This is a genomic window from Amycolatopsis orientalis DSM 43388, assembly GCF_000411975.1.
GTDB classification, from domain to species: Bacteria; Actinomycetota; Actinomycetes; order Mycobacteriales; family Pseudonocardiaceae; genus Amycolatopsis; species Amycolatopsis orientalis_D.
In genome coordinates this window covers 1-24,278 of record NZ_ASXG01000092.1, presented here as the reverse complement: position 1 = coordinate 24,278, position 24,278 = coordinate 1, and the positions used below count along the sequence as shown (strand labels likewise).

General features: G+C 70.5%; 18 protein-coding genes. 10 read left to right on the top strand and 8 right to left on the bottom strand.

What is annotated here, in order from left to right:
* Positions 1 to 230 precede the first annotated feature (230 nt).
* The 3 genes from L942_RS17880 to L942_RS17870 are packed head-to-tail and all read right to left on the bottom strand — an operon-like array spanning position 231 to position 4,813.
* A complete protein-coding gene (locus L942_RS17880) occupies positions 231 to 1,385 on the bottom strand; it encodes an acyl-CoA dehydrogenase family protein (protein WP_037361745.1) in 1,155 nt (384 codons plus the stop codon).
* Positions 1,369 to 3,450, bottom strand: coding sequence for an acetate--CoA ligase family protein (locus L942_RS17875; RefSeq protein WP_051166067.1), 2,082 nt, complete (start codon positions 3,448 to 3,450; stop codon positions 1,369 to 1,371). Before L942_RS17875 ends, L942_RS17880 begins: the two co-directional genes overlap by 17 nt.
* Positions 3,443 to 4,813, bottom strand: coding sequence for an aldehyde dehydrogenase family protein (locus tag L942_RS17870; protein ID WP_037361743.1), 1,371 nt, complete (start codon positions 4,811 to 4,813; stop codon positions 3,443 to 3,445). Before L942_RS17870 ends, L942_RS17875 begins: the two co-directional genes overlap by 8 nt.
* 92 nt (positions 4,814 to 4,905) lie before the next feature.
* Here L942_RS17870 and L942_RS17865 point away from each other — a divergent pair, with 92 nt between their 5' ends.
* Complete coding sequence (locus L942_RS17865; protein WP_200862852.1) at positions 4,906 to 5,598, top strand: TetR/AcrR family transcriptional regulator; 693 nt, start codon at positions 4,906 to 4,908, stop codon at positions 5,596 to 5,598.
* Here the strand turns inward: L942_RS17865 and L942_RS17860 are convergent, their stop codons facing one another.
* A complete protein-coding gene (locus tag L942_RS17860; RefSeq protein ID WP_081655113.1) occupies positions 5,599 to 7,155 on the bottom strand; it encodes an APC family permease in 1,557 nt (518 codons plus the stop codon).
* Between the two features lie 158 nt (positions 7,156 to 7,313).
* Between L942_RS17860 and L942_RS17855 the strand changes: the two genes are divergently transcribed.
* Positions 7,314 to 8,708, top strand: a complete 1,395-nt coding sequence (locus L942_RS17855) for a flavin monoamine oxidase family protein (protein WP_037361833.1) — start codon at positions 7,314 to 7,316, stop codon at positions 8,706 to 8,708.
* Positions 8,709 to 8,738: 30 nt separating this feature from the next.
* Positions 8,739 to 9,596 carry a TetR/AcrR family transcriptional regulator gene (locus L942_RS17850; RefSeq protein ID WP_037361740.1) on the top strand — a complete coding sequence of 286 codons (858 nt, stop codon included), beginning with the start codon at positions 8,739 to 8,741 and terminating at the stop codon, positions 9,594 to 9,596.
* A gap of 219 nt (positions 9,597 to 9,815) precedes the next feature.
* Here L942_RS17850 and L942_RS17845 read toward each other — a convergent pair whose 3' ends face one another.
* Positions 9,816 to 10,505, bottom strand: a complete 690-nt coding sequence (locus L942_RS17845) for a TetR/AcrR family transcriptional regulator (protein WP_037361739.1) — start codon at positions 10,503 to 10,505, stop codon at positions 9,816 to 9,818.
* A gap of 131 nt (positions 10,506 to 10,636) precedes the next feature.
* On the opposite strand from L942_RS17845, the gene L942_RS17840 reads away from it, so the two are divergent.
* From L942_RS17840 to L942_RS17820, 5 genes are read left to right on the top strand one after another with little or no spacing between them, the layout of a single operon-like run.
* Complete coding sequence (locus L942_RS17840) at positions 10,637 to 11,848, top strand: lipid-transfer protein (protein ID WP_235079219.1); 1,212 nt, start codon at positions 10,637 to 10,639, stop codon at positions 11,846 to 11,848.
* 43 nt (positions 11,849 to 11,891) lie between these two features.
* Entirely contained in the window at positions 11,892 to 12,326 is a 435-nt protein-coding gene (locus L942_RS17835) for a type II toxin-antitoxin system Rv0910 family toxin (protein WP_037361737.1), read from the top strand.
* A 14-nt stretch (positions 12,327 to 12,340) separates the two neighbouring features.
* Entirely contained in the window at positions 12,341 to 13,201 is an 861-nt protein-coding gene (locus L942_RS17830) for a MaoC/PaaZ C-terminal domain-containing protein (RefSeq protein ID WP_037361735.1), read from the top strand.
* Between the two features lie 22 nt (positions 13,202 to 13,223).
* The gene (locus tag L942_RS17825) at positions 13,224 to 14,093 is read left to right on the top strand and encodes an SDR family oxidoreductase (protein WP_037361733.1); all 870 of its coding nucleotides are present in this window, start codon (positions 13,224 to 13,226) and stop codon (positions 14,091 to 14,093) included.
* Positions 14,094 to 14,104: 11 nt separating this feature from the next.
* A complete protein-coding gene (locus L942_RS17820; protein ID WP_037361732.1) occupies positions 14,105 to 16,330 on the top strand; it encodes an acyl-CoA dehydrogenase in 2,226 nt (741 codons plus the stop codon).
* Between the two features lie 65 nt (positions 16,331 to 16,395).
* On the opposite strand, the gene L942_RS17815 is transcribed toward L942_RS17820, so the two are convergent.
* Complete coding sequence (locus tag L942_RS17815) at positions 16,396 to 17,898, bottom strand: glycosyltransferase family 39 protein (RefSeq protein WP_235079218.1); 1,503 nt, start codon at positions 17,896 to 17,898, stop codon at positions 16,396 to 16,398.
* Positions 17,899 to 18,055: 157 nt separating this feature from the next.
* Between L942_RS17815 and L942_RS17810 the strand changes: the two genes are divergently transcribed.
* Together L942_RS17810 and L942_RS17805 are read left to right on the top strand one after the other, a co-directional pair.
* Positions 18,056 to 19,303: a L,D-transpeptidase gene (locus L942_RS17810; protein WP_051166064.1), complete on the top strand. Its 1,248-nt coding sequence runs from the start codon at positions 18,056 to 18,058 to the stop codon at positions 19,301 to 19,303.
* Positions 19,304 to 19,479: 176 nt separating this feature from the next.
* Positions 19,480 to 20,217, top strand: coding sequence for a VIT1/CCC1 transporter family protein (locus tag L942_RS17805; protein WP_037361730.1), 738 nt, complete (start codon positions 19,480 to 19,482; stop codon positions 20,215 to 20,217).
* A 99-nt stretch (positions 20,218 to 20,316) separates the two neighbouring features.
* Here L942_RS17805 and L942_RS17800 read toward each other — a convergent pair whose 3' ends face one another.
* Positions 20,317 to 22,350 carry a phosphocholine-specific phospholipase C gene (locus tag L942_RS17800; RefSeq protein ID WP_037361728.1) on the bottom strand — a complete coding sequence of 678 codons (2,034 nt, stop codon included), beginning with the start codon at positions 22,348 to 22,350 and terminating at the stop codon, positions 20,317 to 20,319.
* Between the two features lie 47 nt (positions 22,351 to 22,397).
* Positions 22,398 to 23,990 carry a phospholipase C gene (locus tag L942_RS17795; RefSeq protein WP_235079213.1) on the bottom strand — a complete coding sequence of 531 codons (1,593 nt, stop codon included), beginning with the start codon at positions 23,988 to 23,990 and terminating at the stop codon, positions 22,398 to 22,400.
* Positions 23,991 to 24,278: the final 288 nt, after the last annotated feature.

Below are 24,278 nucleotides of genomic sequence, written 5' to 3'. Positions count from 1 at the left end.
GTCGCCTGAGGGATGCGTTGTGCCGCAACGATCTTCGGAGCCAAGATCGTCTGGTGTGGACAGCGCGGGGTCCAGCGTGGATTTCCGGGCAAGCCCGTTCGCCGCGGGTCCCGCGGCGAACAGGTCGCAGCGCGCGCCCCGAGCATCCCGCCGCGGACGCTCGGTGCTCGACGCCGGACAGATCGGTGAGCTCGCCGGGGAAGCCGCAGTTCCCTCCGGGCCCGGCGCGGTCAGAGGCGGCGCGAGATGACGAGCCGCATGATGTCGGAAGTGCCCTCCTCGATTTCCTCCAGCTTCGCGTCCCGCATCCACTGCTCGACGGGATATTCGCGCGAGTAGCCCCAGCCGCCGAGGGTCTGCACCGCGCCCCAGGTCACCGCCATCGCGGTTTCGGAGGCCTGGAGTTTCGCCATCGCGGCGAGCTTGCCCGCGTCGGCGCCCGCGTCGAGCTGACGTGCCGCGTGCAGGGTGAGCAGCCATGCCGACTCGATCCGGGTGGCCATGTCGGCCAGCCGGAACGCGACCGCCTGGTGCTCGATGACCGGTTTGCCGAACTGGCTGCGTTCGCGGGCGTACCGCAGCGCGTACTCGTAGGCCGCCCGGGCGGCGCCGGTCGCCGCGGCGGCCAGGACGATCCGGGACACGTCGAAGGTCTTCATCAAGCCGTGGAAGCCCTGGCCTTCGGGTCCGAGACGGCCGGACTCGGGAACGAAGACGTCGTCGAAGAAGATCTCCCGGCAGACGATGGCGCGCTGGCCCATCTTGCGCATCGGCTCGCCGAAGGTCATCCCGGCCGTGTCTTTGTGCAGCAGGAACGCGGACACGCCGGACGAACGTCGCGCGGGATCGGTTTTGGCGAAGACCACGTACTGGTCGGCCAGCCCGGCGTTGGAGATCCAGGCTTTCTGCCCCCGGATCAGGTAGCCGCCTCCGGTCCGGGTCGCGCTCGTGCTGATCGACGCCGCGTCCGATCCGGAACCCGGTTCGGTCGTGGCGAGCGCCGTGTAGCGGGGGTGCGGCCCGCACAGCGGGCGAAGCCAGTGCTCCTTCTGCTCGGCGGTGCCGAGCGCCAGCACCGGATCGGCGAAGAACCCGTTGGAGCACAAGAAGTTCCCGATTCCCGGATCGCCCCAGCACAGTTGCTCCTGGACCAGGCACTGGGTGAAGACGTCGGTGAACCCGCCGCCGCCGTACTCCACGGGCAGCATGAAATCGGTGATGCCGACCTTCGCGGCCGCCTGGAACAGGTCGACGGGCGATTCGACGTCGCGTTCGTCGAATTCCCGGCCGCGCGGCCGGATCTCTTTCTCGGCGAATTCCCGGCACAGCTCGACGATCGCCCGCTGCTCGTCGGTGAGCGGCCAGGCTTCAGTGGACGTGTGCATCTGTCTCCTCCTGTTTTTCCGTAGCAGTCGCCGAGGCGACGACGAGGGCATCGACCGCCATCGCGCCGGTTGTCCCGACCCGGATCGGGTTGACTTCGATTTCGCCGATGCCGGGATGACTCGCGATCGCGCGCGAGACCCGGACGATCGCGTCGGCCAGCGCTTCGACCCGGACCGCCGGCCGGCCTCGCCAGCCGTCCAGGAGCGGGCGCGCTCGCAGCCGGTCGATCATCGCCAGCGCCCGGCTGTGGTCGACGGGCGCCAGCTCGGTGGCCACGTCTCGCCAGAGCTCGGCTTCGACCCCGCCGTAGGCGACGGCGACCGTGGGGCCGAAATCCGGGTCGGTACGGGCACCGACCAGCATCTCCACGACCTCGGGCCGCGTGTCCTGTTCTTCGAGCACGTACTCGCCAGGTCCCAGCCGCGCACGCATCTCGTCGAACGCGGCGGCGGCGCTCTGCCGGTCCAGCCCGGTCTCGATGGCGCCGTGTTCGCTTTTGTGCGCCAGCCAACCGGCTTTGAGCACCAGCGGCGGGCGCAGCTCGGCGCATGCGGCGGCGAGTTCGTCCGAGGCGAGCACTCGCCTTGCCGTGGGTACCGCGATCCCCTGGCTGCTCAGGAATTCCCGTGCCGCCCAGTAGCCAGGGGCAGGAACGCCCGCGTCCGCCGGAAGGCCGGTGCCGTCCGGGCGCGGCTGGCTGTTCAGCCGCACTGCCCGGCTCAAGGCGCCGACCGCCGCGTCGATCGTGTCGAAGACCGGGATGCGGTGTTTCCGGAGCCGCGTGACCGCCGCCGAAGCCTCGCTCATGCTGTGGACGACGATCGGCTTGTCCGCGCACCGTCCCAGCCGGTCAATCACGGCAAGCTCGGCATCGCCCAGTCCCGGTGTGTCTTCTCCGTAGCAGCCGAGGTAACCGGACAGGACCACTGCGTCGACCTCGCCTGAAGCGGCGAGCACCTCCGCGATGCGCGCGTAGACGGCGAGGTCGGCTTCGCCCGCTCCGGCCAGGTCGATCGGGTTGGCGGTCGCCGCTGCCGCGGGCAGGACGGCGCGGAGCCGCCGCCGCAAGCCGGGCGTGAACGTGGGTGCTTGAAGGCCGTGCGCCGCCGCGATGTCCGCGGCGATCCCGCCTTGGCCGCCGCTGTCACTGACGATCGCGACACGCGGCCCTGCCGGTCGCGCCGCCGCATCGAGCACCTGAACGGTGTCCACGAGTTCGCGAGGGGTCGCGACCCGCAGTGCGCCAGACGCGCGACAGGCCGCGTCTACGACGTCCAGCGACGAGGTCATCGAGCCGGTGTGCGAACGCGCCAGCCGTCGGCTGCCTTCGCTGGCCCCGGCGGCGAGCACGAGCGTCGGTTTCCCGGCGCTCCGCAGCTTTCGCACGGCAGCGACGAGGTCTGGCCCGTCGGCGAAACTCTCGAGATACAACGCGACTGCGTGCGTGTGCGGATCGTCGGACAGCGAGGCGAGGACTTCGGCCGCGCGCACTCCGAGCTGATTGCCGACCGAGTAGAACCGCGACACGCCCAGCCCGGCGCGCGCGCCCAGCCTCGCGATTTCGGAGCCGAGCTGCCCGCTCTGCGAAACGACGGCGAGGTGCCCGGGGCGGAAGGCGCCCCAAGCGAGCCGGAGCTCCGCGGCGGTATTCACCAGGCCGAGACTGTTCGGCCCGAGCATCCGGGCCCCTGCCCGCGCCAGCATCTCGGTCACCTCGGGCCCGATCTCCGCGCTGATCCCGAGAAACGCCCGGCTTCCCTTCGCGAGCGCGTCGCGCACCACCGGGCCGGCCTGCGCCGCGGGGACGCACAACACGACGAGTTCGGGCACCCCCGGCACGTCGGCGACTGTCGCGTGGCTCGGGTGCCCCAGCACGTCGGTCGCCCGGCGGTTGACCAGCCACACTTCCCGGCGCCGGGCGCCCAGCAGAGCGCCGGAGGCCAGCCAGTACCCCCACTTGGCCGGGTCGGCGGTCGCCCCGACCACGGCAACCGACGCGGGATCGACGAAGGCCCGGGGAAGCGGGCCGGCGTGGCTTTCCGGAGCGATGTCCCGGTCAGGCATCGGCTGCCGCCTCGTAGACCAACCGCTTGTTCGCGAATTCGCCGAGCCCGGCGGCCCCGAGCTCCCGGCCGAACCCGGACCGCTTGATCCCGCCGAACGGCAGGCCGGGGCCGTCTCCGGAGGCGGCGTTGATGCTCACCATGCCGACGTCCAAGCGTTGAGCGACCCGGGCGGCCCGCTCGGGATCGGCGCTGAAGACCGCGCCGCCCAGGCCGTATTCGGAGGAGTTCGCCAGTTCCACGGCGTGGTCCTCGTCGCGCACGCGATAGACGACAGCTACCGGTCCGAAGAGCTCTTCGTGCCAAGCACGCATGTCTTCGGCGACGTCGACCAGCACCGCGGGCGAGAACCGCGCTGAGCCGTCCGACGCGAGGCGGCCCCCGGCAAGCAGGCGAGCGCCGCGGGAGACGGCGTCGGACACCTGGCCGGCGACGCGTTCGGCGACGGCTCGAGACGCCAGCGGCGGATGGGTCTCCGGGTCGACCGCTTCGGCCAGTTTCACCAGCGCAGCAACGAATTCGTCGTAGATCCCGGCGGCCACGAGCAGCCTTTTGTTCGAGGTGCACGCTTGCCCGTTGTTGTACATCCGGGTGCGCCACGCCAATTCCGCCAGGCCCGGCACGTCTTCGGCGTCGAGCACGACGAACGGGTCGGAGCCGCCCAGTTCCAGTACGCACTTCTTCACGTGGCGTCCCGCCGCCGCGGCCACCGCCGAACCGGCCCGCTCCGAGCCGGTCAGCGAAACCCCCTGCACCCGCGGGTCGGCGATGATGTCCTCGATCTGTCCGTGCGTCGCGAACACCGTGCGGCAGCACCCGTCCGGCAACCCGGCTTCGCGCAGGATCCGGGCGAAAGCCAGCGAGGTGCCCGGCACGGACTCCGCTGGCTTGACGAGGACAGTGTTGCCCAGAAGGAGATTCGGCGCGGCGAAGCGAGCCACCTGGTAGCAGGGGAAGTTCCACGGCATCACGCCGAGCAGCGGACCGATCGGACGGGACTGGACCTTCGCCCGTCCGCCGGAAGCCGGCAGATGCTCGTCGCTGAGCAGCGCCGGGCCTTCCTCGGTGTAGTAGCGGAAAATCGAGGCGCAGTACTCGACTTCTTCGATGCCTTCGGGCACCGGTTTGCCCATCTCCGCGCGCATCGTCCCGGCGAGCTCGGAAGCGTGCGCCAGCAGTGCGGAGCTGATCTGCCGAAGGATCTCCGCACGGTCCTCGACGGCGCGTTCCCGCCAGCCGAGGAAAGCGGCATGCGCGTTGCGAAGAGCGGCTTCGATCTCCGCGGCCGACGCGTGCGGGAACCGCTCGGCCGCCGCGCCGGTGGCTGGATCCACCGCTTGGTAAACGGGTTCAGGCAAGGACATCAGGCAATCCTCGAGAAGGAGAGTGGTGAGGGAAGCGGGGCGCGAGGGCTGCGCCGCATTAAATAACTGACGAGTCAGTCAACTACGTTCGCGTGCTCAGTGTGGGCTTGCGCCGACCGCCTGTCAAGGCGTTCGCGGGCGATCGCCCGTTCGCGCGGCATAGGATGCGGGCGCCGGAGGAAGGGGAGTGTCCTGTGCCGCGTCCTAACGTCGAAGCCGAGCGCCGAGCGCAGATTCTGCTCGCGACCTGCGAGGTCGTCGCCGACAAGGGCAGGCAGGCGCTGCGCGTGGCGGACGTCGCCCGGGTCGCGGGGGTCAGCACCGGCACCGTCCACTATTACTTCGCCGGCAAGAAAGAGCTGTTGAGCGCGGCCTTCGACTTCAATTTCCGGCGTTCGCTCGAGCAGCGCCGGGAACTGCTTTCCGGTGCCGCGACGGCCTGGGAGACCTTGGGCCGCTTGGTGGAGTCCTATCTTCCCGGTCCGGTTACCTGGACCGCTTGGCGCGTCTGGGCGGAGCTGTGGGCAGAGTCGGCGCGCGACGAAAACCTTTCCGCGATCAACGAAGCGCTGTATGCGCAGTGGCGTGCTTTGATCGCCGATCTGATCGCCGAGGCGCAGGCTGCCGGGGACGCCCGAGAAGGCGATCCGGTGCGGTTCGCGAACATGCTCATCGGCATGATCGACGGGCTGGCCACCCAGGCGCTCGCGGGATCGACCGCGATGAACGCGGAGGGAGCGCGCGAGACGATCGGCGGATTCCTGGCCGTTCTCGCCCGGGGTTGATCACCGGACTGTCCTGCGCCGGAAGAATGCCGGGTAGCGTCGCCGGCAGACCGCCAGCGCGACGAGGCCGAGCACGATCGAGCCCGCGCTGACCGCGAAGGCGCCGCCGACCTCGGCCCCCGGCGCGAACGGCAGCGGGATTTTCGTCGAGCTGTTGGCCGGGTCCCAGGCGTGCACCATGCTCCAGCCTCCGGCAGCGAGCAGAATTGTGCCGCCGATCGCGGGAAACACGATGCGCAGCCACAAATCCGCCGCGCTGTCGCGCCAAGTCGCGCGGTAGGCCCAGGCCGAGGTGAGGCCGGTCAGCCCGTAGTAGAACGCGATCATCACGCCGCAGGCGGACACGGCGTCGCCGATCGCCAGGCCGTGCCCGAGGAAATTCATGCCGACGTAGACCGCCCCGCCGACGACCCCTACGGCGACGGTGCCTACGTGCGGGATGCGGAACCGGGAGTGCACCCGGGCCAGCGCACCGGGAAGTGCTCCCTGCCCGCCCATGGAGAGCATGGTGCGGCTCAACGTCAGGACCGTCGTCTCGGTGGACGCCGCGGCTGAGGTCAGCACCATCAGGATCAGGAGGTGCCACAGCACTGAGCCGAACCCGCTCTCGCCGAACACCGCGGTGCCGAAAGCGTAGAAGACGTCACCGGAGTTGTCCGGGTTGGTCAGGCCGATTCCGGTGTCGCCGATCCCGGCGAAGGACAGCGCGGCAACCGTCGCGACGAGGTACAGCACGACGAGCGCCACGGTGGAATAGGTCGCGGCGCGGCCAGGGGTGCGGTGCCGGTCCGCGGTTTCCTCGTTCACCGTCAGTGCGGTCTCCCAGCCCCAGTAGATGAAGAGCATCAGCACCAGCGCGCTGACGAACGCGCTGGCCGAGCCGGCCTCGAACGGGTTGAACCACGAAAGCCGCGGCCGTGCCGACCCGGTCGGCGCGGTGCCCGAATACACGCGCACCAGCGCGACTGCCGAGAGCACCGCGAGCATGCCGAACTCGAGGAAGAGCAGCGCGCGCTGGACCGCGGCGGCGACTTCGATCCCGCGGTAGCAGACCAAAGTCATCAGCGCGAGCCAGCCGAGCCCGGCCAGCAGCACGAGCGGATGCCCGGGGGTCGAGCCGATTCCCTCGGCGCCGAACAGCAGGAACACGTACTGCCCGGCGACCTGGGCGAGGCTGCCGACGACGAGCACGAACGACGCGATGATCGCCCAGCCGCCGAGGAAGCCGAGACTGGGATTGAGGACCTTCGCGGCCCAGGTGAAGATCGTGCCGCAATCCGGATCGCGCCGGTTGAGCGCGGCGTAGCCGAACGAGACGAAAAGGATCGGCAGGAACGCCAGGACGACCACTGCCGGTGCTTGAAAGCCCACGTATCCGACGACGAATGCGAGGGTGGCAGCGAGGCTGTACGCGGGCGCGGCGGACGCAACCGCCAGGATGAGGCTGGTCGCCATGCCCAAGGCACCGGAGCGCAAGCCCTTTCCGGGCGGTTCCTCGAGCCCGGGTGCCTGCTCGGCCGCCGCGGCTGGTTGCGAATGTTGCGACTCTGAGGTCATCGACACTCCCGATTGTGGTTGTGCACACGATGTGAAGTCGAACGCAATGACTGATTGAGCAGTCAGCCTGAAGGTGGCGGGAGTCACTGTCAAGGACGTGCGCGCAACTTTTTCCTGGAGATTGACTAGCGAGTCAGTGTTGCGCCAGAGTGGCTGGCGTGACTGAACCGGAATCCTTCTCCCTCGAAACCGAGGTCCTCGTCGTCGGCGCCGGATACGCGGGGCTGACCGCTGCCGCGTGCCTCGCCGAGCGCGGGACCAGCGTCGTCGTGCTGGAAGCCGCAGACCGGGTGGGCGGCCGCGTCCTGAGCGAGGTGCGGCCGTCCGGCGTGCGGATCGACCACGGCGGCCAATGGATCGGCCCGACCCAGCGCCGGTTCCGCGCGCTCGCCGAGCGATTCGGCTGCCGGACCTTTCCTACCTGGGAGACCGGACGGAACGCCGAGATCTGGCACGACGGCACCCGGCTCGACTACACCGGCGCGCTTCCGCCGTCCGGACCCGGCGCCGGGGAGTACGAGCGGATCACCGCGTTGCTGGACGACCTGGCGCGCACTGTCGACCTGGAGCGGCCCTGGGCGACCCCGCGGTTCGCCGAGCTCGACCGATGGTCGGCGGAGGAGTTCTTCCGCGCCGAGACGTCCGACGAGGCCGTTCTCCGCCGGCTTTCCCTTGCCGTGCAGGGCGTGTGGTGCGCCGAACCGAGGGAGATCTCGTTTTTCCACGTGCTGTTCTACGTCGCGTCCGCCGGCGGCTACGAGCAGCTGATGGAAACTCGCGGCTGCGCACAGGACGCGCGGTTTTCGTCCGGGGCGGACGCCGTGGCGCGAGCGCTTGCTCGGCAGCTGGGCGAGCGGGTCCGGCTCGGCGCGCCCGTGCTCTCGATGCGCCAGGACGCGCGCGGCGTGGAAGCCCGCACGGAGCGCGGAGTCGTGCGGGCCCGGCGCGCGATCGTGGCGGTCCCGCCGGCCGTGGTCGAGCGGATCGCTTTCGACCCGCCGCTGCCGGCGGACCGGCTCGGCTGGCTCCGGCACAACCCGATGGGCCGGGTCGCCAAGGTCCACGCGGTGTACGAGGAGCCGTTCTGGCGCGCGGCGGGACAGTCCGGGATCGCCACGCTCTACGGCGAAAACCCGGTCGGCGTCGTGTTCGACAACTCCCCGCAGGACGCCTCGCGCGGAGTTCTGGTCGCCTTCGTTTACGCCGACCGGCTCGACCGCTGGGCCGCGCTGGGCGCCGGGGACCGGCGGCGCGCCGTGCTTGCCGCACTGTCCGAAGTGGTCGGCGAGCGCGCGCTCCGGCCGCTCGATTACGCCGAGATGATCTGGCCCCGCACGGGCTGGACGGCGGGCGGCTACGAATGCTTCGCGACCCCGGGCGGCTGGGCCGGCCACGGGCGGGCCGGATGGCGTGCCCCGACCGGCCGGATCCATTGGGCCGGAACCGAAACGGCGTCGGTGTGGAACGGCTACATCGACGGTGCGATCTCCTCCGGCGAACGCGCCGCGGCCGAGGTTGCCGCGCGGCGGGAAGCGGCCGGTCAGCTCAGGTGAGCCGATGGCGGCTGGGCTAGGCTGGAAGCCATGACCAGCACCGACGAGCAGCCCGTGGCAGGGCTGCGGGCCCGGGTGCGCACGGCGATCCAGGCGTCGGCTCTGTCGCAGCGGGAGCTGGCCCGCCGGATCGGGATGGATCCCACGGCCCTGTCGAAGGTGCTCAGCGGAACCCGGCGGCTGCGGGAAGACGAACTCGCCGCTCTGGCCAAGGCCTGCGGAGTCCCGGTCGCCTACCTGGAGCGGGGAGCCGGTCCGGAGCCGGTGCTGCCGCCGGAGAACGGGCACCACCGGGCCCGGCAGGTGACCGCCGAGGAGCGCCGGAGCCAGATCCTCGAAGCCGCGACCATCCTGATCGCGCGCCGGGGCTATCACAACGTGCGCGTCGCGGACATCGCTCGCTACTGCGGGACGAGCACCGCGACCGTGCACTATCACTTCCCCAGCAAGGAAGCCACGCTGCACGCCGCGCTCGAGCTGTACTCCAGCCGGTTGACCGAGCGGCTCGAAGCGGAGTTCGACGAGGCGAGTTCCGCGCGGGACAAGCTCCGCCGGCTCATCGACGTCCAGCTGCCGCAGTCCGACGACGACGTGGACGAGTGGTCGGTGTGGATCCAGTTCTGGAACCAGGCGATGCTCGAACCCGCACTGCGACCGGTGCAGCGGCGCATCTACACGGATTGGCGCGGCATGGTGGTCGACGTCCTGCACGAGTGCCGCGCGGAAGGTCTCGTCCCGGAAGCGGAAGTCGACGACCTCGCCGACCGGTTCACCGCCATGGTGGACGGCTTGGCGATGCAGATCATGGCCGGGTCGACCGGCATGCGCACCGACCGGATGCGCGCCTTGCTGGGCAAGGCGTTCGAACCGCATTTCACGCTGGGCTGATCGGTCCGCTCGGACCGGGTCCCGAACGCGTCCGGAAAAAGTGCGTTGAGGCCGCTTCTCCCGGCTGTCCAGGGGATCGGTCTCGGAAGCCGATGCCGGCAGCCGCGCGGACGGTGGCGGAATCCTGGCCGTTCGAGACAGAAGGCTCAGGCCGCGGCGGAGTGCGGCCGTCTCCGTTCGACGCGGCCGAATCCCCGCAAGCCGCTCTGTCCGCACCCGTCACCGGAGCGCGTCGTCCAGGCTGATCCCCGTCCCGGTCGTCCGGGCGGTGGTTTCGATCAGGGCGCACGCCGCGTTGGTGAGGAATTCGCCGAGCGCCTCGCTCGTGCTCCGGGACTCCGGGTGGGCGACCCAGCGGTTGACGACGCTGTCGACCAGGCCGACGAGCCCGAACGCCAGGTTGTCCGCCGTCCCCGGGGCCGGCCCGGTTTCCTCGCCGCGGGAGAGCAGGGTTTCCGAGACGAGCGCGCTGATGTCGAGTGCGATGGCGGTCTTCGTCCCGGTCACCGCCCGCGAGCCGACCGACCGGCGGGTCGCCGAGCCCAGGCTGAGGAACAGGTGCAGGTGCGGATGCCGGGTCACCCAGTCCACATAGGTCTCGATCGCCGCGCGCACCGCTTCCCGGATCGTGCCGCTCGGCGCGAGCGCCGGGGAGATCGACTTCATCAGGTCGTCGATGATCCGGCCGCGGATCTGCTCGTCGAGGTCGTCGCGGTCGCGGAACAGCCGGTAAACCACTGAGCGCGGGATTTCCGCCTCGGCGGCGATGGCCGCTACGCCGACGTCGCCGCCCTCGCGGTCGATGAGGTCGAGCGCGGCGGCGAGGAGCCGTTCATGGCGTGCGCTGCGGTGCTCGTCCCACCGGGTGTCCCGGCCGTCGCCGCTGCTCGCCAGTTTCGGGGCCTTCATCGACCGGATCCTAACGCCGTGCGCCCGCGCGCCCGGTGCGCGCCCGGCTCTTGACTGGACACGGTGTCCAACATAGATTGCCCTAGACAGCGTGTCCAAGGCAGATCGCGAAGCGAGATCGGAGGTGCTGCGTGGGCACCCAGGCCAGCAAGGTCTTCGTCGTCGGCGTCGGCATGACGAAATTCGAGAAGCCCGGCGCCCGCGAGTGGGACTACCCGGACATGGCCCGGGAGGCCGGGACGAAGGCGCTCGAGGACGCCGGGATCGAGTACGGGGAGGTCGAGCAGGCCTTCGCCGGCTACGTCTACGGCGAGTCGACGTCCGGCCAGCGGGCGGTCTACGAACTCGGCCTGACCGGCATCCCGATCGTCAACGTCAACAACAACTGCTCGACCGGGTCGACCGCGCTGTACCTGGCCGCGCAGGCGATCCGGGGCGGCCTCGCCGACTGCACGCTGGCGCTCGGGTTCGAGAAGATGCAGCCGGGTTCGCTCGGCTCGACCTTCGACGACCGCGAGCAGCCGATGATGCGCCACCTTCTCGCGCTGGCCGAGCTGCAGGAGTTCGCGATGCCGCCGGCGCCCTACATGTTCGGCGCGGCGGGCAAGGAGCACCAGGAGCGGTACGGCACGACGGACGAGCAGTTCGCGAAGGTCGGGGTGAAGAACCACCGGCATTCGGCGAACAATCCGTACGCGCAATTCCAAGACGTCTACTCGCTCGACGAAGTGCTGGCGTCGAAGCCGGTGTACGGCCCGCTGACCAAGCTGCAGTGTTCGCCGACGTCGGACGGATCCGGCGCGGTCGTTCTCGCCAGCGAGGACTTCGTGGACCGGCACGGTCTCGGCGGGCAGGCGGTGGAAATCGTCGGCCAGTCGATGGTCACGGACATGAACAGCACGTTCGCCGACAAGTCGGCGATCTCGCTGGTGGGCGCGGACATGACGCGCAAGGCGGCGGCGAAGGTCTACGAGCAGGCCGGCCTCGGCCCGGAGGACCTCGACGTCATCGAACTGCACGATTGCTTCTCCGCCAACGAATTGCTCACCTACGAAGCGCTCGGCCTGTGCGCCGAGGGCGACGCGGGCAAGCTCATCGACAACGACGACACGACCTACGGCGGCCGCTGGGTCGTCAATCCCTCCGGCGGCCTCATCTCGAAGGGCCACCCGCTCGGCGCCACCGGCCTCGCCCAGTGCAGCGAACTCACCTGGCAGCTGCGCGGGACCGCCGGCGCCCGGCAGGTCGAAGCGGCGGCGGGCAAGGACGGCGTCGCGTTGCAGCACAACATCGGTCTCGGCGGCGCGGTCGTGGTGACCGCCTACCGCAAGGCCGAGCACTGATCCGCAGCTCTCCCCGGTACCGAATTCAGCAAGGAGCACCGTCATGGCAAGCGTTTCCGTCACCCAGGCCCTCCCCGTCGACCCGCAGAAGGCGTGGGACGCGCTGTCCGACCTCGCGGGCTGGGAGAACTGGCTGAGCATCCACCAGAACTGGAAAAGCGAACTCCCGTCCGAGGTCGTCGAGGGCACCCAGGTCACCGAGGTCGTCTCGGTGATGGGCATGGCGAACAAGATCGAGTGGACCATCACGCACGTCGACGCCCCGCACACGGTCACCATCGCGGGCACCGGGATGGCCGGCGTCAAGGTCGAGTTCACCCTGTCGGTGGCTCCCGCCGAAGGCGGCTCGACCGCGCAGATCGACGCCTCGTTCACCGGCACGATGATCGTCGGCCCGATCGGCAAGGCGGTCGCCAAGAACACCCAGGCCGACCTGGACGGTTCGCTGGCGAAGTTCGCGCAGCTCGTCGCGGCCTGAGCGGAGGCCGGGACATGACGGAACCGGTGGCCTTCACCGACTCCGGCCTCGGCGAGTGGACCGAGGAGCACGTCTTCGAGGTCACCGCCGAACGCATCGCGGAGTACGCCGCGGCGACCAACGATCCGATCCCCGAGCATCGCGCCGGGAAGGTCGCGCCGCCGGTTTTCGCGGTGGTGCCGACGTTCTTCTCGCTCGCACCGGCCGCGCTGGAGGTCGCTCCGGTGTCGTTGCTGGGAAAACTCGTGCACGGCGAGCAGGATTTCCACTTCCGCCGGCCGATCCGCCCCGGCGACGTGCTGACCACGCGGGCACGCGCCACCGGTTATGCCGCGCTGAGCACCGGTTCGACGGTGACGGTGTACGCGGAAACCGTTGACGCGGCGGGAGAACTCGTCAACGAGCAGTGGCTCGCGGCGTTCTTCCGCGGCGTCGACGCGGGTGCCACCGCGGGGGAACAGGCCCCGCCGCACCCGCTCGACGACGCTGTCGCCGAGGGGCGGCCGCTCGCCGAGGTGACGCAGCACATCGACGAGGACCAGACCTTCCGGTATTCGCCCGCGTCCGGCGACCCGATGCCGATTCACCTCGACGAGGAAATCGCGCGGCTGTCCGGGCTGCCCGGGATCATCAACCACGGCCTGTGCACCATGGCGTTCACCTCCTGGGCCGCGCTCCGCGAGTTCGCCGGCGGGGACGTCGGCCGCCTCAAGCGCCTTGCCGTGCGGTTCGCGAAGCCGGTGCTTCCCGGCCAGGACATCACCACCCGGTTCTGGCGGCTGTCCGCGGACAGCGAGGAGACCAGCTACGGCTTCGCCACCTCGGCCGGTTCCGACCTGGTGATCCGCGACGGGCTCGCCGTCGTCACCCGCTAATCCCTACGCGGAAGGAAATGTGATGGGCAGCTTGGCAGGCCGCGTCGCGATCGTCACCGGCGCGGGACGGGGCATCGGCCGGGAGCACGCGTTGCTGCTGGCCCGGGAGGGCGCCAGCGTCGTGGTCAACGACCTGGGCGGCGCGAACGACGGCAGCGGCTCGGACGCCGGGCCAGCGCAGCAAGTCGTCGAGGAAATCACCGCGGACGGCGGAAAAGCCGTTGCCGACACCGGCGATGTCGCGAGCTGGGCCGGTGCGCGAGCGCTGGTCGACCGGGCGGTGCAGACGTTCGGCGGGCTGGACATCCTCGTCAACAACGCGGGCATCCTGCGCGACGCGTTCGTCGCGAGCATGACCGAGGAGCAGTGGGACGCCGTCATCACCGTGCATCTCAAGGGCCATGCGGCGCCGCTGCACCACGCCGCGGCGTACTGGAAGGCGCAAAGCAAAGCAGGTGCCGACGTCCAAGCGTCGGTGATCAACACCGCGTCCGCGTCCGGCACCTTCATGCCGAATGCCGGTCAGGCCAACTACGGTGCGGCCAAAGCGGGCATCGCCGCGCTGACGCTCGTCGCCGCGGACGAACTCGAACGGTACGGCGTGCGGGTCAACGCGATCGCGCCGGTCGCGCGGACCCGGTTGACCCTCGCGACTCCGGGCATGGGAGCGCTGTTCGCGGCGGAAGTGCCCGAGGGCGAGTTCGACGCCTTCCACCCGGCCAACATCTCGCCGCTGGTCGCCCGGCTCGCCGCGGCCGACTGCGCGGTGACCGGCAAGGTGTTCGCCGTGCAGGGCGGCGGGATCTCGGAACTCGCCGGCTGGCACGACGTCGCGACCGTCGAGTCCGAAGGCCCGTGGACCATCGCCGACATCGCCGACCGGATCGGCTGAGAGGACTTCCCGTGGCACGACCGCATTACGCACTCGGTCTCGGCCTGAGCGACGAGCACGTCGCTCTCGCGGACGCCGTCGCCGGATTCGCCGAGCACGCCGTCCCCTCCGAGCTGATCCGCCGCGACCTCGACCGCGGCGGCGAGGAAAAGTTCCCGCCGTTCTGGCCGGCGCTGACCGAACTGGACCTGCTCGGCCTGGACGTGCCCGAGGACTGGGGCGGCGCGGGCGGCGGGTTGCTGACGCTCGCGGTGGCACTCGAGGCTCTTGGCAGGTCTGCGGCTCCCGGCCCGTTCGTGCCGACCGTGCTGGCGTCCGCGCTGCTGGTCGCGGACGCGGGAAAAGCGGCCGAGGAGCTGGTGCCGCGGCTGATCGACGGGACGACGACTGCGGCCGTCGCGCTCGAGAGCTCGGGCCTCGCCGAGGCCGCGTGGTCCGGTGATGCCGCGACGGTGCAGGGCACTTGGCAGGCGGTGCTCGGTGCCGAGCACGCCGACGTGCTGCTGCTTCCGTTGTGGCGCAACGGAGAAGCGGTGTGGGTCGCCGTGGACGCGGACGACGCCACGGTCACCCGCCAGGACTCGATCGACCTCGTGCGCGGCTCGGCGCGAGTCGAGGTCGCCGGTCTCGAGGTCGGCAGCGAGCGGGTTCTCTCCCGGCTCAGCCCGCCGCGGGCGCGGTCGATCGCAGCCGTGGTCCTCGGGGCTGAAGCGGTCGGGGTGGCTTCCTGGTGCGTCGCCACCGCGGCGGAATACGCGAAGATGCGGGTGCAGTTCGGCCGGCCGATCGGGCAGTTCCAAGGGGTCAAACACAAATGCGCGTGGATGGGCATCGCGCTGGAGAAGGCTCGCGCGGTGCTGTGGGACGCCGCTGTCGCGCTCGACCGCGGCGACGAGAACGCCGATTTCGCCGCCGCCGTCGCCGCCGTGGTGGTTCCGGACGCGGCGGTGCAGACCGCGCAGGACTGCATTCAAGTGCACGGCGGCATCGGCTTCACCTGGGAACACGACGCTCACCTCTACTACCGGCGCGCGCTCGCGTTGCGGAGCCTGCTTGGCTCGCGAGAGCAGCGCACCGAGCGCGTCGCGGCGTACGCCCTTGTCGGCGTGAGCCGCGCGCTGGAGATCGAACTTCCCCCGGAGGCGGATGCCGTCCGCAGCGCCGTCGCTGCGGAGCTGGCCGAGCTGGCGGGCCTCGACGAGGACGAACTGCTCGTCCGGCTCGGCGACGACGGCTGGGTGCAGCCGCACCTGCCGCGTCCGTTCGGCCGGGACGCTTCACCGCTGGAGCAGATCGTCATCGGCCAGGAACTGAAGGCGGCGGGCATCGACCTGCCGCAGTTGCTGATGGGTTCGTGGGCGGTCGGCGCGATCGCCGGGCACGGCACCGAGAAGCAGAAGGCCGAGCTGGTGGTGCCGACCCTGCGCGGCGACGTGGTGTGGTGCCAGCTGTTCAGCGAGCCCGGCGCGGGGTCGGACCTGGCGTCGCTGACGACCCGGGCGGTCAAGGTCGAAGGCGGCTGGAAGGTCACCGGGCAGAAGATCTGGACGACCGTGGCGCAGTTCGCCGAATGGGCCATGCTGATCGCCCGCACCGACCCGGCGAAGCCCAAGCACGAAGGCATCACCTATTTCGTGCTCGACATGGCCTCGCCCGGCGTGACGGTCCGCCCGCTGCGGGAGATGACCGGATCGGCGCTGTTCAACGAGGTTTTCCTGGAGGACGTGTTCATCCCGGACGACAACGTCGTCGGCGCGGTCGACGACGGCTGGAGAGTCGCCCGCACCACGCTGGCCGGAGAACGCGTCGCGCTGAGCCAGAAAATGGAGGCCTACGCGACCGACGCCGACCTGCTGAAGTTCGCCCGCGGCCGGCAGCTCGGCGCGGTCGCCCGGCACCGGCTCGGCGAACTCGTCGCGGAAAGCCAGGCCGTCGATCTGATCGGGATCCGGGTGGTGCTCAAACAGCTGTCCGGCGCCGACGTCAGCACCACGTCCAGCGTCGGCAAGCTGCTCGCGATGGGACTCGGGCAGCAGATCGCCGAATTCGTCGTCGAACAGCTGGGCGCGGCCGGCGCGGTCGCGGTGCCCGGCGAGCCCAGCGACAAGGCGATGGAACAACTGCTCGCCGGCCGCGCCACCACCATTTACGGCGGGACCACGGAGGTCCAGCTCAACGTGATCGGCGAGCGGATGCTCGGCCTGCCGCGCGACGCGGAACCTCAGGGGGCCGGTTGAGCGGTCCGGCAGCCAGGGCCTGGGCGTCCACAGCGGACGACTGCCCGCATTTGTCCACAGTGGACTCAATAGAACACCCGCAGCCGTGGCCAGATCCGCGACCACGGCTCGGCACTCGGAGAACACAGCGAAATCGCGGTGCCCTGTTCGTCGTTGGGCAGGCCCGCGCCGTTGTCGTTCACGGCGACTCGCCGGCAGTCGCCGAAGGCGGTGCGGATCGCGGGCCGGAGTTTGCCGACGAACAGGACCGGGCCGGTCATCGTGTCCGGTGGCGGGCCCCAGTCCGCGTAGGACATGTGGTTCGAGTACGGCCGGGGCAGGCCGAGCGCGGGGCCGTAGCGTTCGAGAGCGCCGGCTTGACCGTAGTTTCCGGTGAGGAGCACCGCCGTGGCCCGCTGGTCTCGCGGGATGCGCTGCCAGGCGCGGGCGACGGCCGAGGCGAGCTCCGGCCAGCCGACTTGTTCGCCCTGGTCCTTGTTGAGCGCCAGGACCGGCCCGGCCAGCGCCGAAACCGGCAGCACCGGCAGCCCGACGACGACCGAGATCGCGGCCCCGGCCGCGGCGAGGAGGGCGGCGCTGCCGCGTCGGCGTTTCCTGCCCTGGGACAGCCATCGCAGCGCGGGTTCGGCGCCGGCGGCGAGCAGGATCAGCAGCAGCGGCACCGCGTAGTACGGCTTTCCGCCCACGGCCAGCAGCAGGAGGCAGGCCACCGGATAGCTCAGCGCGTAGGCGCGCGCCCATCGCAGCTCCGGAGCGCGCCAGAGCCGGACCAGGCCGGCGACCCACACCGGCACGAGCACGGGGGAGAGGTAGACCAGTTGCATCGGCACGAAGAGCAGGCGGTTCTTCGTGCCGTCGTCGGCGCTGATGCCGCCGGCGACCGTCAGCATCGGGAATCCGTGGCTGATCTGCCAGAACAGCTGCGGCAGCAGGAGCAGCACCGCGACGGCGACTCCGGCGACCGTCCAGCGGCTGGCGAACACCGCGCGCGGCCCGGTGATGAGCAGGGCGATTCCGAGCGCGGCGAGCAGCACGAGCACGAGCCATTTGTTCGCCATCCCGACGCCGACGGCCGCGCCGATCGCGAGCCACCACCGCCCGTCGCCGGTGCGCAGCAGCCGAAGGCCGAGAAGCCCGATGAGCGTCCAGACCACCATGTCCACGCTGTTGGTGGAGAGCATGTGCGACACCACGAGCACATATCCAGACAGCGCGGTCGCCGCGGCAGCGGCCAGCTGCGCCCGGCGTCCGCCGCCTAATTCCCGCGCGACCAGGGCGACCAGGACCGTGGTCGCGGCGCCGCACAGAGTCGCGGCGACCCGGAGCCCGCTCGGGGTGTCGCCGAACAGCGCGGTGGCGGCCCTGGCCAGCAGCGGGGTGATCGGCGGCTGGTCGACGTAACCCCAGGCCGGACGCTTGCCCGCGGCGATGAAGTACAGCTCGTCGCGGTGGAATCCGTAGCGGCCGGACAGCGCGGTGAGCACGGCGATCTGCACGAGGGCGACCGCCGCGACCGGCGGGGCGGCGAAGCGGGGCAGGGTCGGTCTCGGCACAGCGATCGCGGTCACGAGCGCACCCCCTCTGCGCGAAGCAGGGCAAGAATACCGGCGAAGTTCCGGCGGCGTGCGTGCTTTCCTCCGATCGGCCGGTGCGCGGAAATCGCGCAACTGACCGGTTACCGGACATCAAGACACAGAGCACCGGCGAAGAGGCGAGAGAAATCTCATGGTGACGCAACGAGCGGCGCGGTGGGACGTCTCAGGGGACGTGAGAGCTATCCGCATTGCCGGCCTTGGTGTGGCGGCCTTCCTGCTGGCTTCCTGTAGTGGACAGAACGACGTCGAAGGGGCTGCGCGCGCGGCCGGATCACCCGCGACGGCGACCGCGCCCGCGGTGCCGGCCGCGACCGTGGCGTTCGCGCCCGCGGACCAGTTGAGCCCGAAGGACCCGATCGTCGTCAAGGCCTCAGGCGGCACGCTGCGGGCGGTCAAGGTCGTGAACCCGCAGACCGGCAACAGCGTCGCGGGCGATTTCTCGGCGGACAAGACGACGTGGACCAGCTCGGACCGGCTCCGGTACGGGGCCACCTATCAGGTGGTCGCCACCGCGGTGAACCAGGCGGGCACTCCGACCGAGCAGCGCGGGGAGGTGCACACGCTCAAGCCGGCCGGGGTCGCCACCCCCTCGCTGTTCCAGCCCGCGTCCGGCGATTTCGGCGTCGGGCTGGTCCTCGGCCTGAAGTTCGATCACGACATCGCCGACAAGGCCACGGCGGAGAAGTCCTTCAAGGTGACGTCCTCGCCGGAACAGGACGGCAGCTGGTACTGGGTCAACCGGCACGAGGTGCATTTCCGGCCCAAGGACTACTGGAAGCCCGGCTCGACCGTGAAGCTCGAGACCACGACCTTCGGCCTGCCGATCGGGGGCGGCCTGTACGGCGGCCCGGACGTCTCGGCCACCTACCAGGTGCACGACTCCTGGATCGCCAAGGCCGACGGCAACACCCACCAGATCAGCGCGTACCACAACGGGCAGCTGGTGAAAACCGCGCCGATCAGCATGGGCAAGACCGCCGACACCCCGCCGCGGGGCCCGACGCCGACCTTCAACGGCACCCACACCGTGCTGGCCAAGGTCGCCCACACGATCATGGACTCCTGCACCTACGGCGTGTGCGAGGGCGACCCCGGCTACTACAAGGCGCCGGAGAACTGGGACGTCCGGATCTCCAACGACGGCGAATTCCTGCACGAAAACCTGAAGACCGTCGGCGTGCAGGGCAGCGACAACGTCTCCAACGGCTGTCTCAACATGAACACCGAGAACGCCAAGTGGTTCTTCGACAACTTCAACGTCGGCGACGTCGTCGAGGTCACCAACTCGGGCGGTCCCCAGCTGTCCATCGACAACGGCCACGGCGACTGGACCATCAGCTGGAGCGCCTGGCAGGCGGGCAGCGCCCTCCACGGCTAGCGCTGGGCGAATCCGCACGGTCGGGCCAGAAACGCCCGTCCGTGCGGATCTCTCGATTACCGGCGCGGTGCCGCGTGCCCGGGGCACCCCGGCGGTCGGCGCGAAGCGATCCCCGTGCCGGAACCCCGTGCCGGCTCCGACAGGCGAGCCGCGGGCGCCCCGGCGAGAATCGGGGCATGACCTCGCATCCCGATCCGGAGAACCGGGCCGGTCTCGCCGCTGGCTGGGCCGCCCATCGGCATCGCGACGTCTCGGGCGGGTGGCTCCGCCCGACGGTGTTCGGCGCGGTCGACGGACTGGTCACCAACGCCGCCTTGATCGCGGGCGTCGGCGGCGGGGGCGTGGCTCCGCACACGATCGTGCTCACCGGGCTGGCCGGGCTCGTCGCCGGCGCCTTTTCCATGGGCGCCGGCGAGTACGTGTCGGTCACCAACCAGAACGAGCTGGTGCACGCGGAGGTCGCGCTCGAGGCGGAAATGCACGCGCGTTATCCGCAGCAGGAGCACGAGGAACTCGTCGACCGGTTCGTCTCCTACGGCGCCGACACCGACACGGCGCAGCGGATGGCCGAGGCCATCGCCCGCGACCCGGACCAGGCGCTGCGGCTGCACACCCGCGACGAACTCGGCGTGGACCCGCAGGACCTGCCGTCCGCGCTGCTCGCCGGCGGCGCGTCGTTCGTCGCGTTCTCCCTCGGCGCCCTGCTTCCGCTGCTGCCGTACCTGGCCGGCGCCAGCACTCTGGTCGCCTCGCTCGTGCTCACCGCGGTCGCGCTGCTCGCCGGAGGAATGACGGTCGGCAAGCTCACCGGACGTCCGCTGCTCCGTTCCGGACTGCGCCAGCTCGTCCTCGGCGCGCTCGCCGTCGCGGTCACCTACGGCATCGGCCAGCTCATCGGAGCGCCGATCACCTGACCTGCGGCCCCGGGTACCGGCGCAGCGAAGCGAGCCCCTTCGTCCACAGTGGACCCGGAGCCGACGCCCGCGCGAGGCCGGCTCGCGCGGGCGGGCGGATCAGCGCGGGCTGAGCGCCGGGTCGCTGGCGCTCGGCTTGCCGGTTTCCACGTGGCCGGCCAGGGTCCGGCGGTACGCCGGATCGCGGTCGGAGGTGATCGCCACGTCGTACCAGCCGTAGTTCGCCGACGGGTCCGCGACGTGTTCGGCACGCCCGCCGGGCGCGAGCCGGTAGGTGGCCGTCCGCTGGTGTCCGTACTGGTCGGCGACGGTGAGCGTGACGGCGGCGGTCCCGTTGTTCACCAGGGCGAGGACGAGACGGCCGTCGCTTTCGCGAGTGCTGGCCTCCGGACCCGGTGCGGCGGCGCCGGCGAACTGCCGGACGAATCCGTTGGGCCCGTGCACGGTGAAGTCGTAGGCGCCGACCACCGGCCAGGTCCCGGTGAGCGTCTTGCCCGCCTCCACGGTGTAGGACCACGGGCCGCCTGGCGTGCGCGGCGAAGTGGTCAGGAACCCGGCGCCGGCCTGGCCCCGGCTGGCGAAGTCGATCTTGAGCATGCCGTCGCGCACGACGCCGTCGGCGGCGAGGCGGTAGGGCAGCGCGCGGGCCGGGCGGAGGCCCGGTTCCTGTTCGGGCAGCGACGGATGCGCCGGCGGAGTGGGCACGTAGTCGGGGTGCCGGTTGTGGTCGGGCGGGACGTAGCCGCTGGTGCTGGGCAGCGCGGGCACGCCCGAGTCGGCGCGGCCGAAGTCGAAGGCCGAGGTGAGGTCCCCGCACACGGCGCGGCGCCACGGCGAGATGTTCGGCTCGCGGACGCCGAAGCGGGCTTCGAGGAACTGCAGGATCGACGTGTGGTCGAAGGTCTGCGAGCACACGTAGCCGCCGGTGCTCCACGGCGACACGACGAGCATCGGGACGCGCTGCCCGAGGCCGTACGGGCCGGGCACGCCGTCCTTGCCGCGGTACAGGTCGGCGCTGACGTCCACAGTGGACGCGCCCTGGGCCGGGGTCGAGGCCGGGAACGGCGGCACCACGTGGTCGAAGAAGCCGTCGTTCTCGTCGTAGGTGATCAGCAGCGCGGTCTTGCTCCAGACCGACGGGTTCGCGGTCAGCGCGTCCAGCACCTGCGAGAGGTACCAGGCCCCGTAGTTGACCGGCCAGTTCGGGTGCTCGGTGAACGCCTCCGGCGCGACGATCCAGGACACCTGGGGCAGCCGGTTCGCGGCGACGTCGGCCTTGAGCACGTCGAAGTAGCCGCCGGACTTGGCGACATTCGTCCCGGTGCGCGCCTTGTCGTACAGCGGGCTGCCGGGCGTCGCGGTGCGGTAGTTGTCGAAGTACAGCAGGGAGTTGTCGCCGTAGTTGCCGATGTAGGCGTCCTGGCCCCATCCCCACGAACCGGCGGCGTCCAGCCCGGTTCCGATGTCCTGGTAGATCTTCCACGAGACGCCGGCCGCCTCCAGCCGCTCGGGGTAGGTGCGCCACGAATACCCGGCTTCGGCGTTGGTGATCACCGGGCCGCCGCCGGCGCCGTCGTTGCCGGTGTACCCGGTCCACATGTAGTAGCGGTTCGGGTCGGTCGGGCCGATCAGCGAGCAGTGGTAGGCGTCGCAGAGGGTGAACGCGTCGGCCAGCGCGTAGTGGAACGGGATGTCGCCGCGCTCGAGGTAGGCCATCGTGGTCGCCGACTTCGCCGGGACCCACTTGTCGTAATTGCCGTTGTCCCAGGCCAGATGGCCGCTGTTCCAGTCGTGCGGCAGGTCCTGCAGGAACTGCAGCCCGAGGTTCTCGGCGTCCGGGTGGAACGGCAGCACGTCCTTGGTCCCGTCGGACTGGTACCAGACCGGTTTGCCGCTGGGCTGGGTCACCGGACGCGGGTCGCCGAATCCGCGCACGCCGCGCAGCGTGCCGAAGTAGTGGTCGAACGACCGGTTCTCCTGCATCAGCACGACGACGTGCTCGATGTCCCGAAGGGTGCCAGTGCGGCGCGCGGCCGGGATCGCGGCCGCCCTGGCGATGCTGGACGACATCGCGGTGAAGGCGGCGGTGCCGCCGGCCAGCTGGAGAAAACGTCGGCGGTCCATGCCTGTCATCGGGTGCCTCCTGGTTGTCGTTCCCGGCTTCGGACGCGGTGGCCGGGTCAGTCGCCGACGCGCTGGCCGGTCTTCGGGTCGAGGAACAGCCGGCCCGCCGACGGGGCCCGGAAATCGAACAGCCCGGCGAGGCTGCCCGCTCGCGCGTCGAAGGACGAGTCGCCGATCCGGCCGAGGTTCCAGTTGTCCTCGACGAACTTCAGCACCGACGTCTGGTCGGTCACCGCGTGGTCGACGTGGTCGCGGTGGGCCCACGGCGAGACGACCAGCAGCGGCAGCCGCGGCCCGTAGCCGCAGCGGCCCTGGTAGCCGCCCATGACCTTGGCCGGGTCGGGGCCGCACTGGCCGGGGCCGGTGAGGGTGTCCTCCGCGCTCTGCGACTGGTTGACCAGCGGGCCGGCCTGGTGGTCGTACCAGCCGTCGGAGTCGTCGTAGGCGAGGACGACGGCGGTGTCGCGCCATTCGGGCAGCTTCTGCAGCCGGTTGATCGTGTCGGCGACGAACTGCTGCTCGTCGATCGGGTCGGAGTAGCCGGCGTGGCCGTCCTGGTAGCCGGCGGCCTTGAGGAAGCTCACCGCGGGCAGGTGCCCGCTGTTCGCGCCGGCCCAGAAATCGGTCAGGTCGTACTGGTGGTTGGCCTGGTCGGTCCGGCCGATCATCGCCGGCGAGGTCGGCGGCAGGTGGTGCGGGTTCGCGGTGGACGCGTAGTACTGGAACGGCTCGTGGTGCGGGATGTAGTCGCCCTTCCAGCCCTTCTGGCCGGTGTAGCCCAGCGCCGCGCCGACCGGGTGGCCGCCCCGCATCGAGCCGTCCGGCTGCGTGACCGTGCACACCGCGGTGCCGTCGGCCTTGCGCTGCGCCGGCTTGAACCCGCCTTCGAACCAGCCCCAGGTGACGTTCTTCGCGTTGAGCAGGTCGCCGACGTTGCGGCCGGAGAGGCGGACCTGGTCGCGGGAGCTGCAGTCGTCGCCGAGCGGCTGCGGGTCGCCGACGATCGTGCCGGCGACGGTTTCGCCCTCGGGGAAGGGCTTGCCGCCCGGCATCAGCTGTGCGGTCACGCCGTGCGTCTGGCCCGAGACCAGGTTGACCGCGCCCGGCGTGGACGGGCCGAACGTGGTGCCGTAGGAGTTGTCGCTCATCGCGAAGTGCTGCGCGTAGTTCCACATCGCGGTGACGGTGTTGCCGTCGTAGTAGTCCATCACCTGGCGCTTCTCGCAGCCCGGGTCGCCGTTGCCGACGGTCTCGATGAACTTGTCCATCTTGTAGTTGTCGTAGGCGGCCTGCTCGTCCTTGTACTCGTGGTCCTGGTCGCAGGTCAGCGCCTGCGCCGGGCCGAGCCGGCGCGGGTTGGACGAGTTCGGGTTGCGGGTCAGCAACCGCGGCGTCAATCCGTTGACCCGGGGCGTTTTCGGATTCGCCTGGAATCGCTGCCCGTCGGTGTTCGCCGCGTTCGGATAGGTGCCGAAGTAATGGTCGAAAGAAACATTTTCCTGATAGATCACGACCACGTGCTTGATCGGCGTCGCGGTGCCTTGCGGCGTCGCGGACCCGGCCGTTCCGGGCGCCATCGCCGCGGCGACAGTCAGCGCCGCGGTCGCCGCGACACCGCCCGCCACGCGGGTGATCTTGGACTTTTCCACGGTGCTTACTCCTCGCATCCGGGCGGGCACTACCAGCCGTTTTGCCGTGTCTGTCAACCGATGTCCACGGCGCGAAACCCTCACTGCCGCAGATGAACGGCAGATGTCCGGAGGACAACCGACAAGGCGCACGCCGCGCCAATTCTGGGTGTCGCACGTTCGCGCCGAAATGGCTTCGATGCGGATGAATGAGACATTTCCCCGGGTGCGTTCGCCGCGATTCGCGGCGGAGCGGGATCAGCGGGCGCGGGCATGCCTCGCCTCCTCGCGTCGGGCGGACGCGACCCG

Bases quoted from the DNA above. Each gene is read 5' to 3' on its own strand.
- L942_RS17800 (WP_037361728.1), bottom strand. From the start codon at position 22,350: ATGACAGGCATGGACCGCCGACGTTTTCTCCAGCTGGCCGGCGGCACC.
- L942_RS17875 (WP_051166067.1), bottom strand. From the start codon at position 3,450: ATGCCTGACCGGGACATCGCTCCGGAAAGCCACGCCGGCCCGCTTCCC.
- L942_RS17830 (WP_037361735.1), top strand. From the start codon at position 12,341: ATGACGGAACCGGTGGCCTTCACCGACTCCGGCCTCGGCGAGTGGACC.
- L942_RS17860 (WP_081655113.1), bottom strand. From the start codon at position 7,155: ATGACCTCAGAGTCGCAACATTCGCAACCAGCCGCGGCGGCCGAGCAG.
- L942_RS17835 (WP_037361737.1), top strand. From the start codon at position 11,892: ATGGCAAGCGTTTCCGTCACCCAGGCCCTCCCCGTCGACCCGCAGAAG.
- L942_RS17880 (WP_037361745.1), bottom strand. From the start codon at position 1,385: ATGCACACGTCCACTGAAGCCTGGCCGCTCACCGACGAGCAGCGGGCG.
- L942_RS17810 (WP_051166064.1), top strand. From the start codon at position 18,056: ATGGTGACGCAACGAGCGGCGCGGTGGGACGTCTCAGGGGACGTGAGA.
- L942_RS17850 (WP_037361740.1), top strand. From the start codon at position 8,739: ATGACCAGCACCGACGAGCAGCCCGTGGCAGGGCTGCGGGCCCGGGTG.
- L942_RS17825 (WP_037361733.1), top strand. From the start codon at position 13,224: ATGGGCAGCTTGGCAGGCCGCGTCGCGATCGTCACCGGCGCGGGACGG.
- L942_RS17870 (WP_037361743.1), bottom strand. From the start codon at position 4,813: ATGTCCTTGCCTGAACCCGTTTACCAAGCGGTGGATCCAGCCACCGGC.
- L942_RS17845 (WP_037361739.1), bottom strand. From the start codon at position 10,505: ATGAAGGCCCCGAAACTGGCGAGCAGCGGCGACGGCCGGGACACCCGG.
- L942_RS17805 (WP_037361730.1), top strand. From the start codon at position 19,480: ATGACCTCGCATCCCGATCCGGAGAACCGGGCCGGTCTCGCCGCTGGC.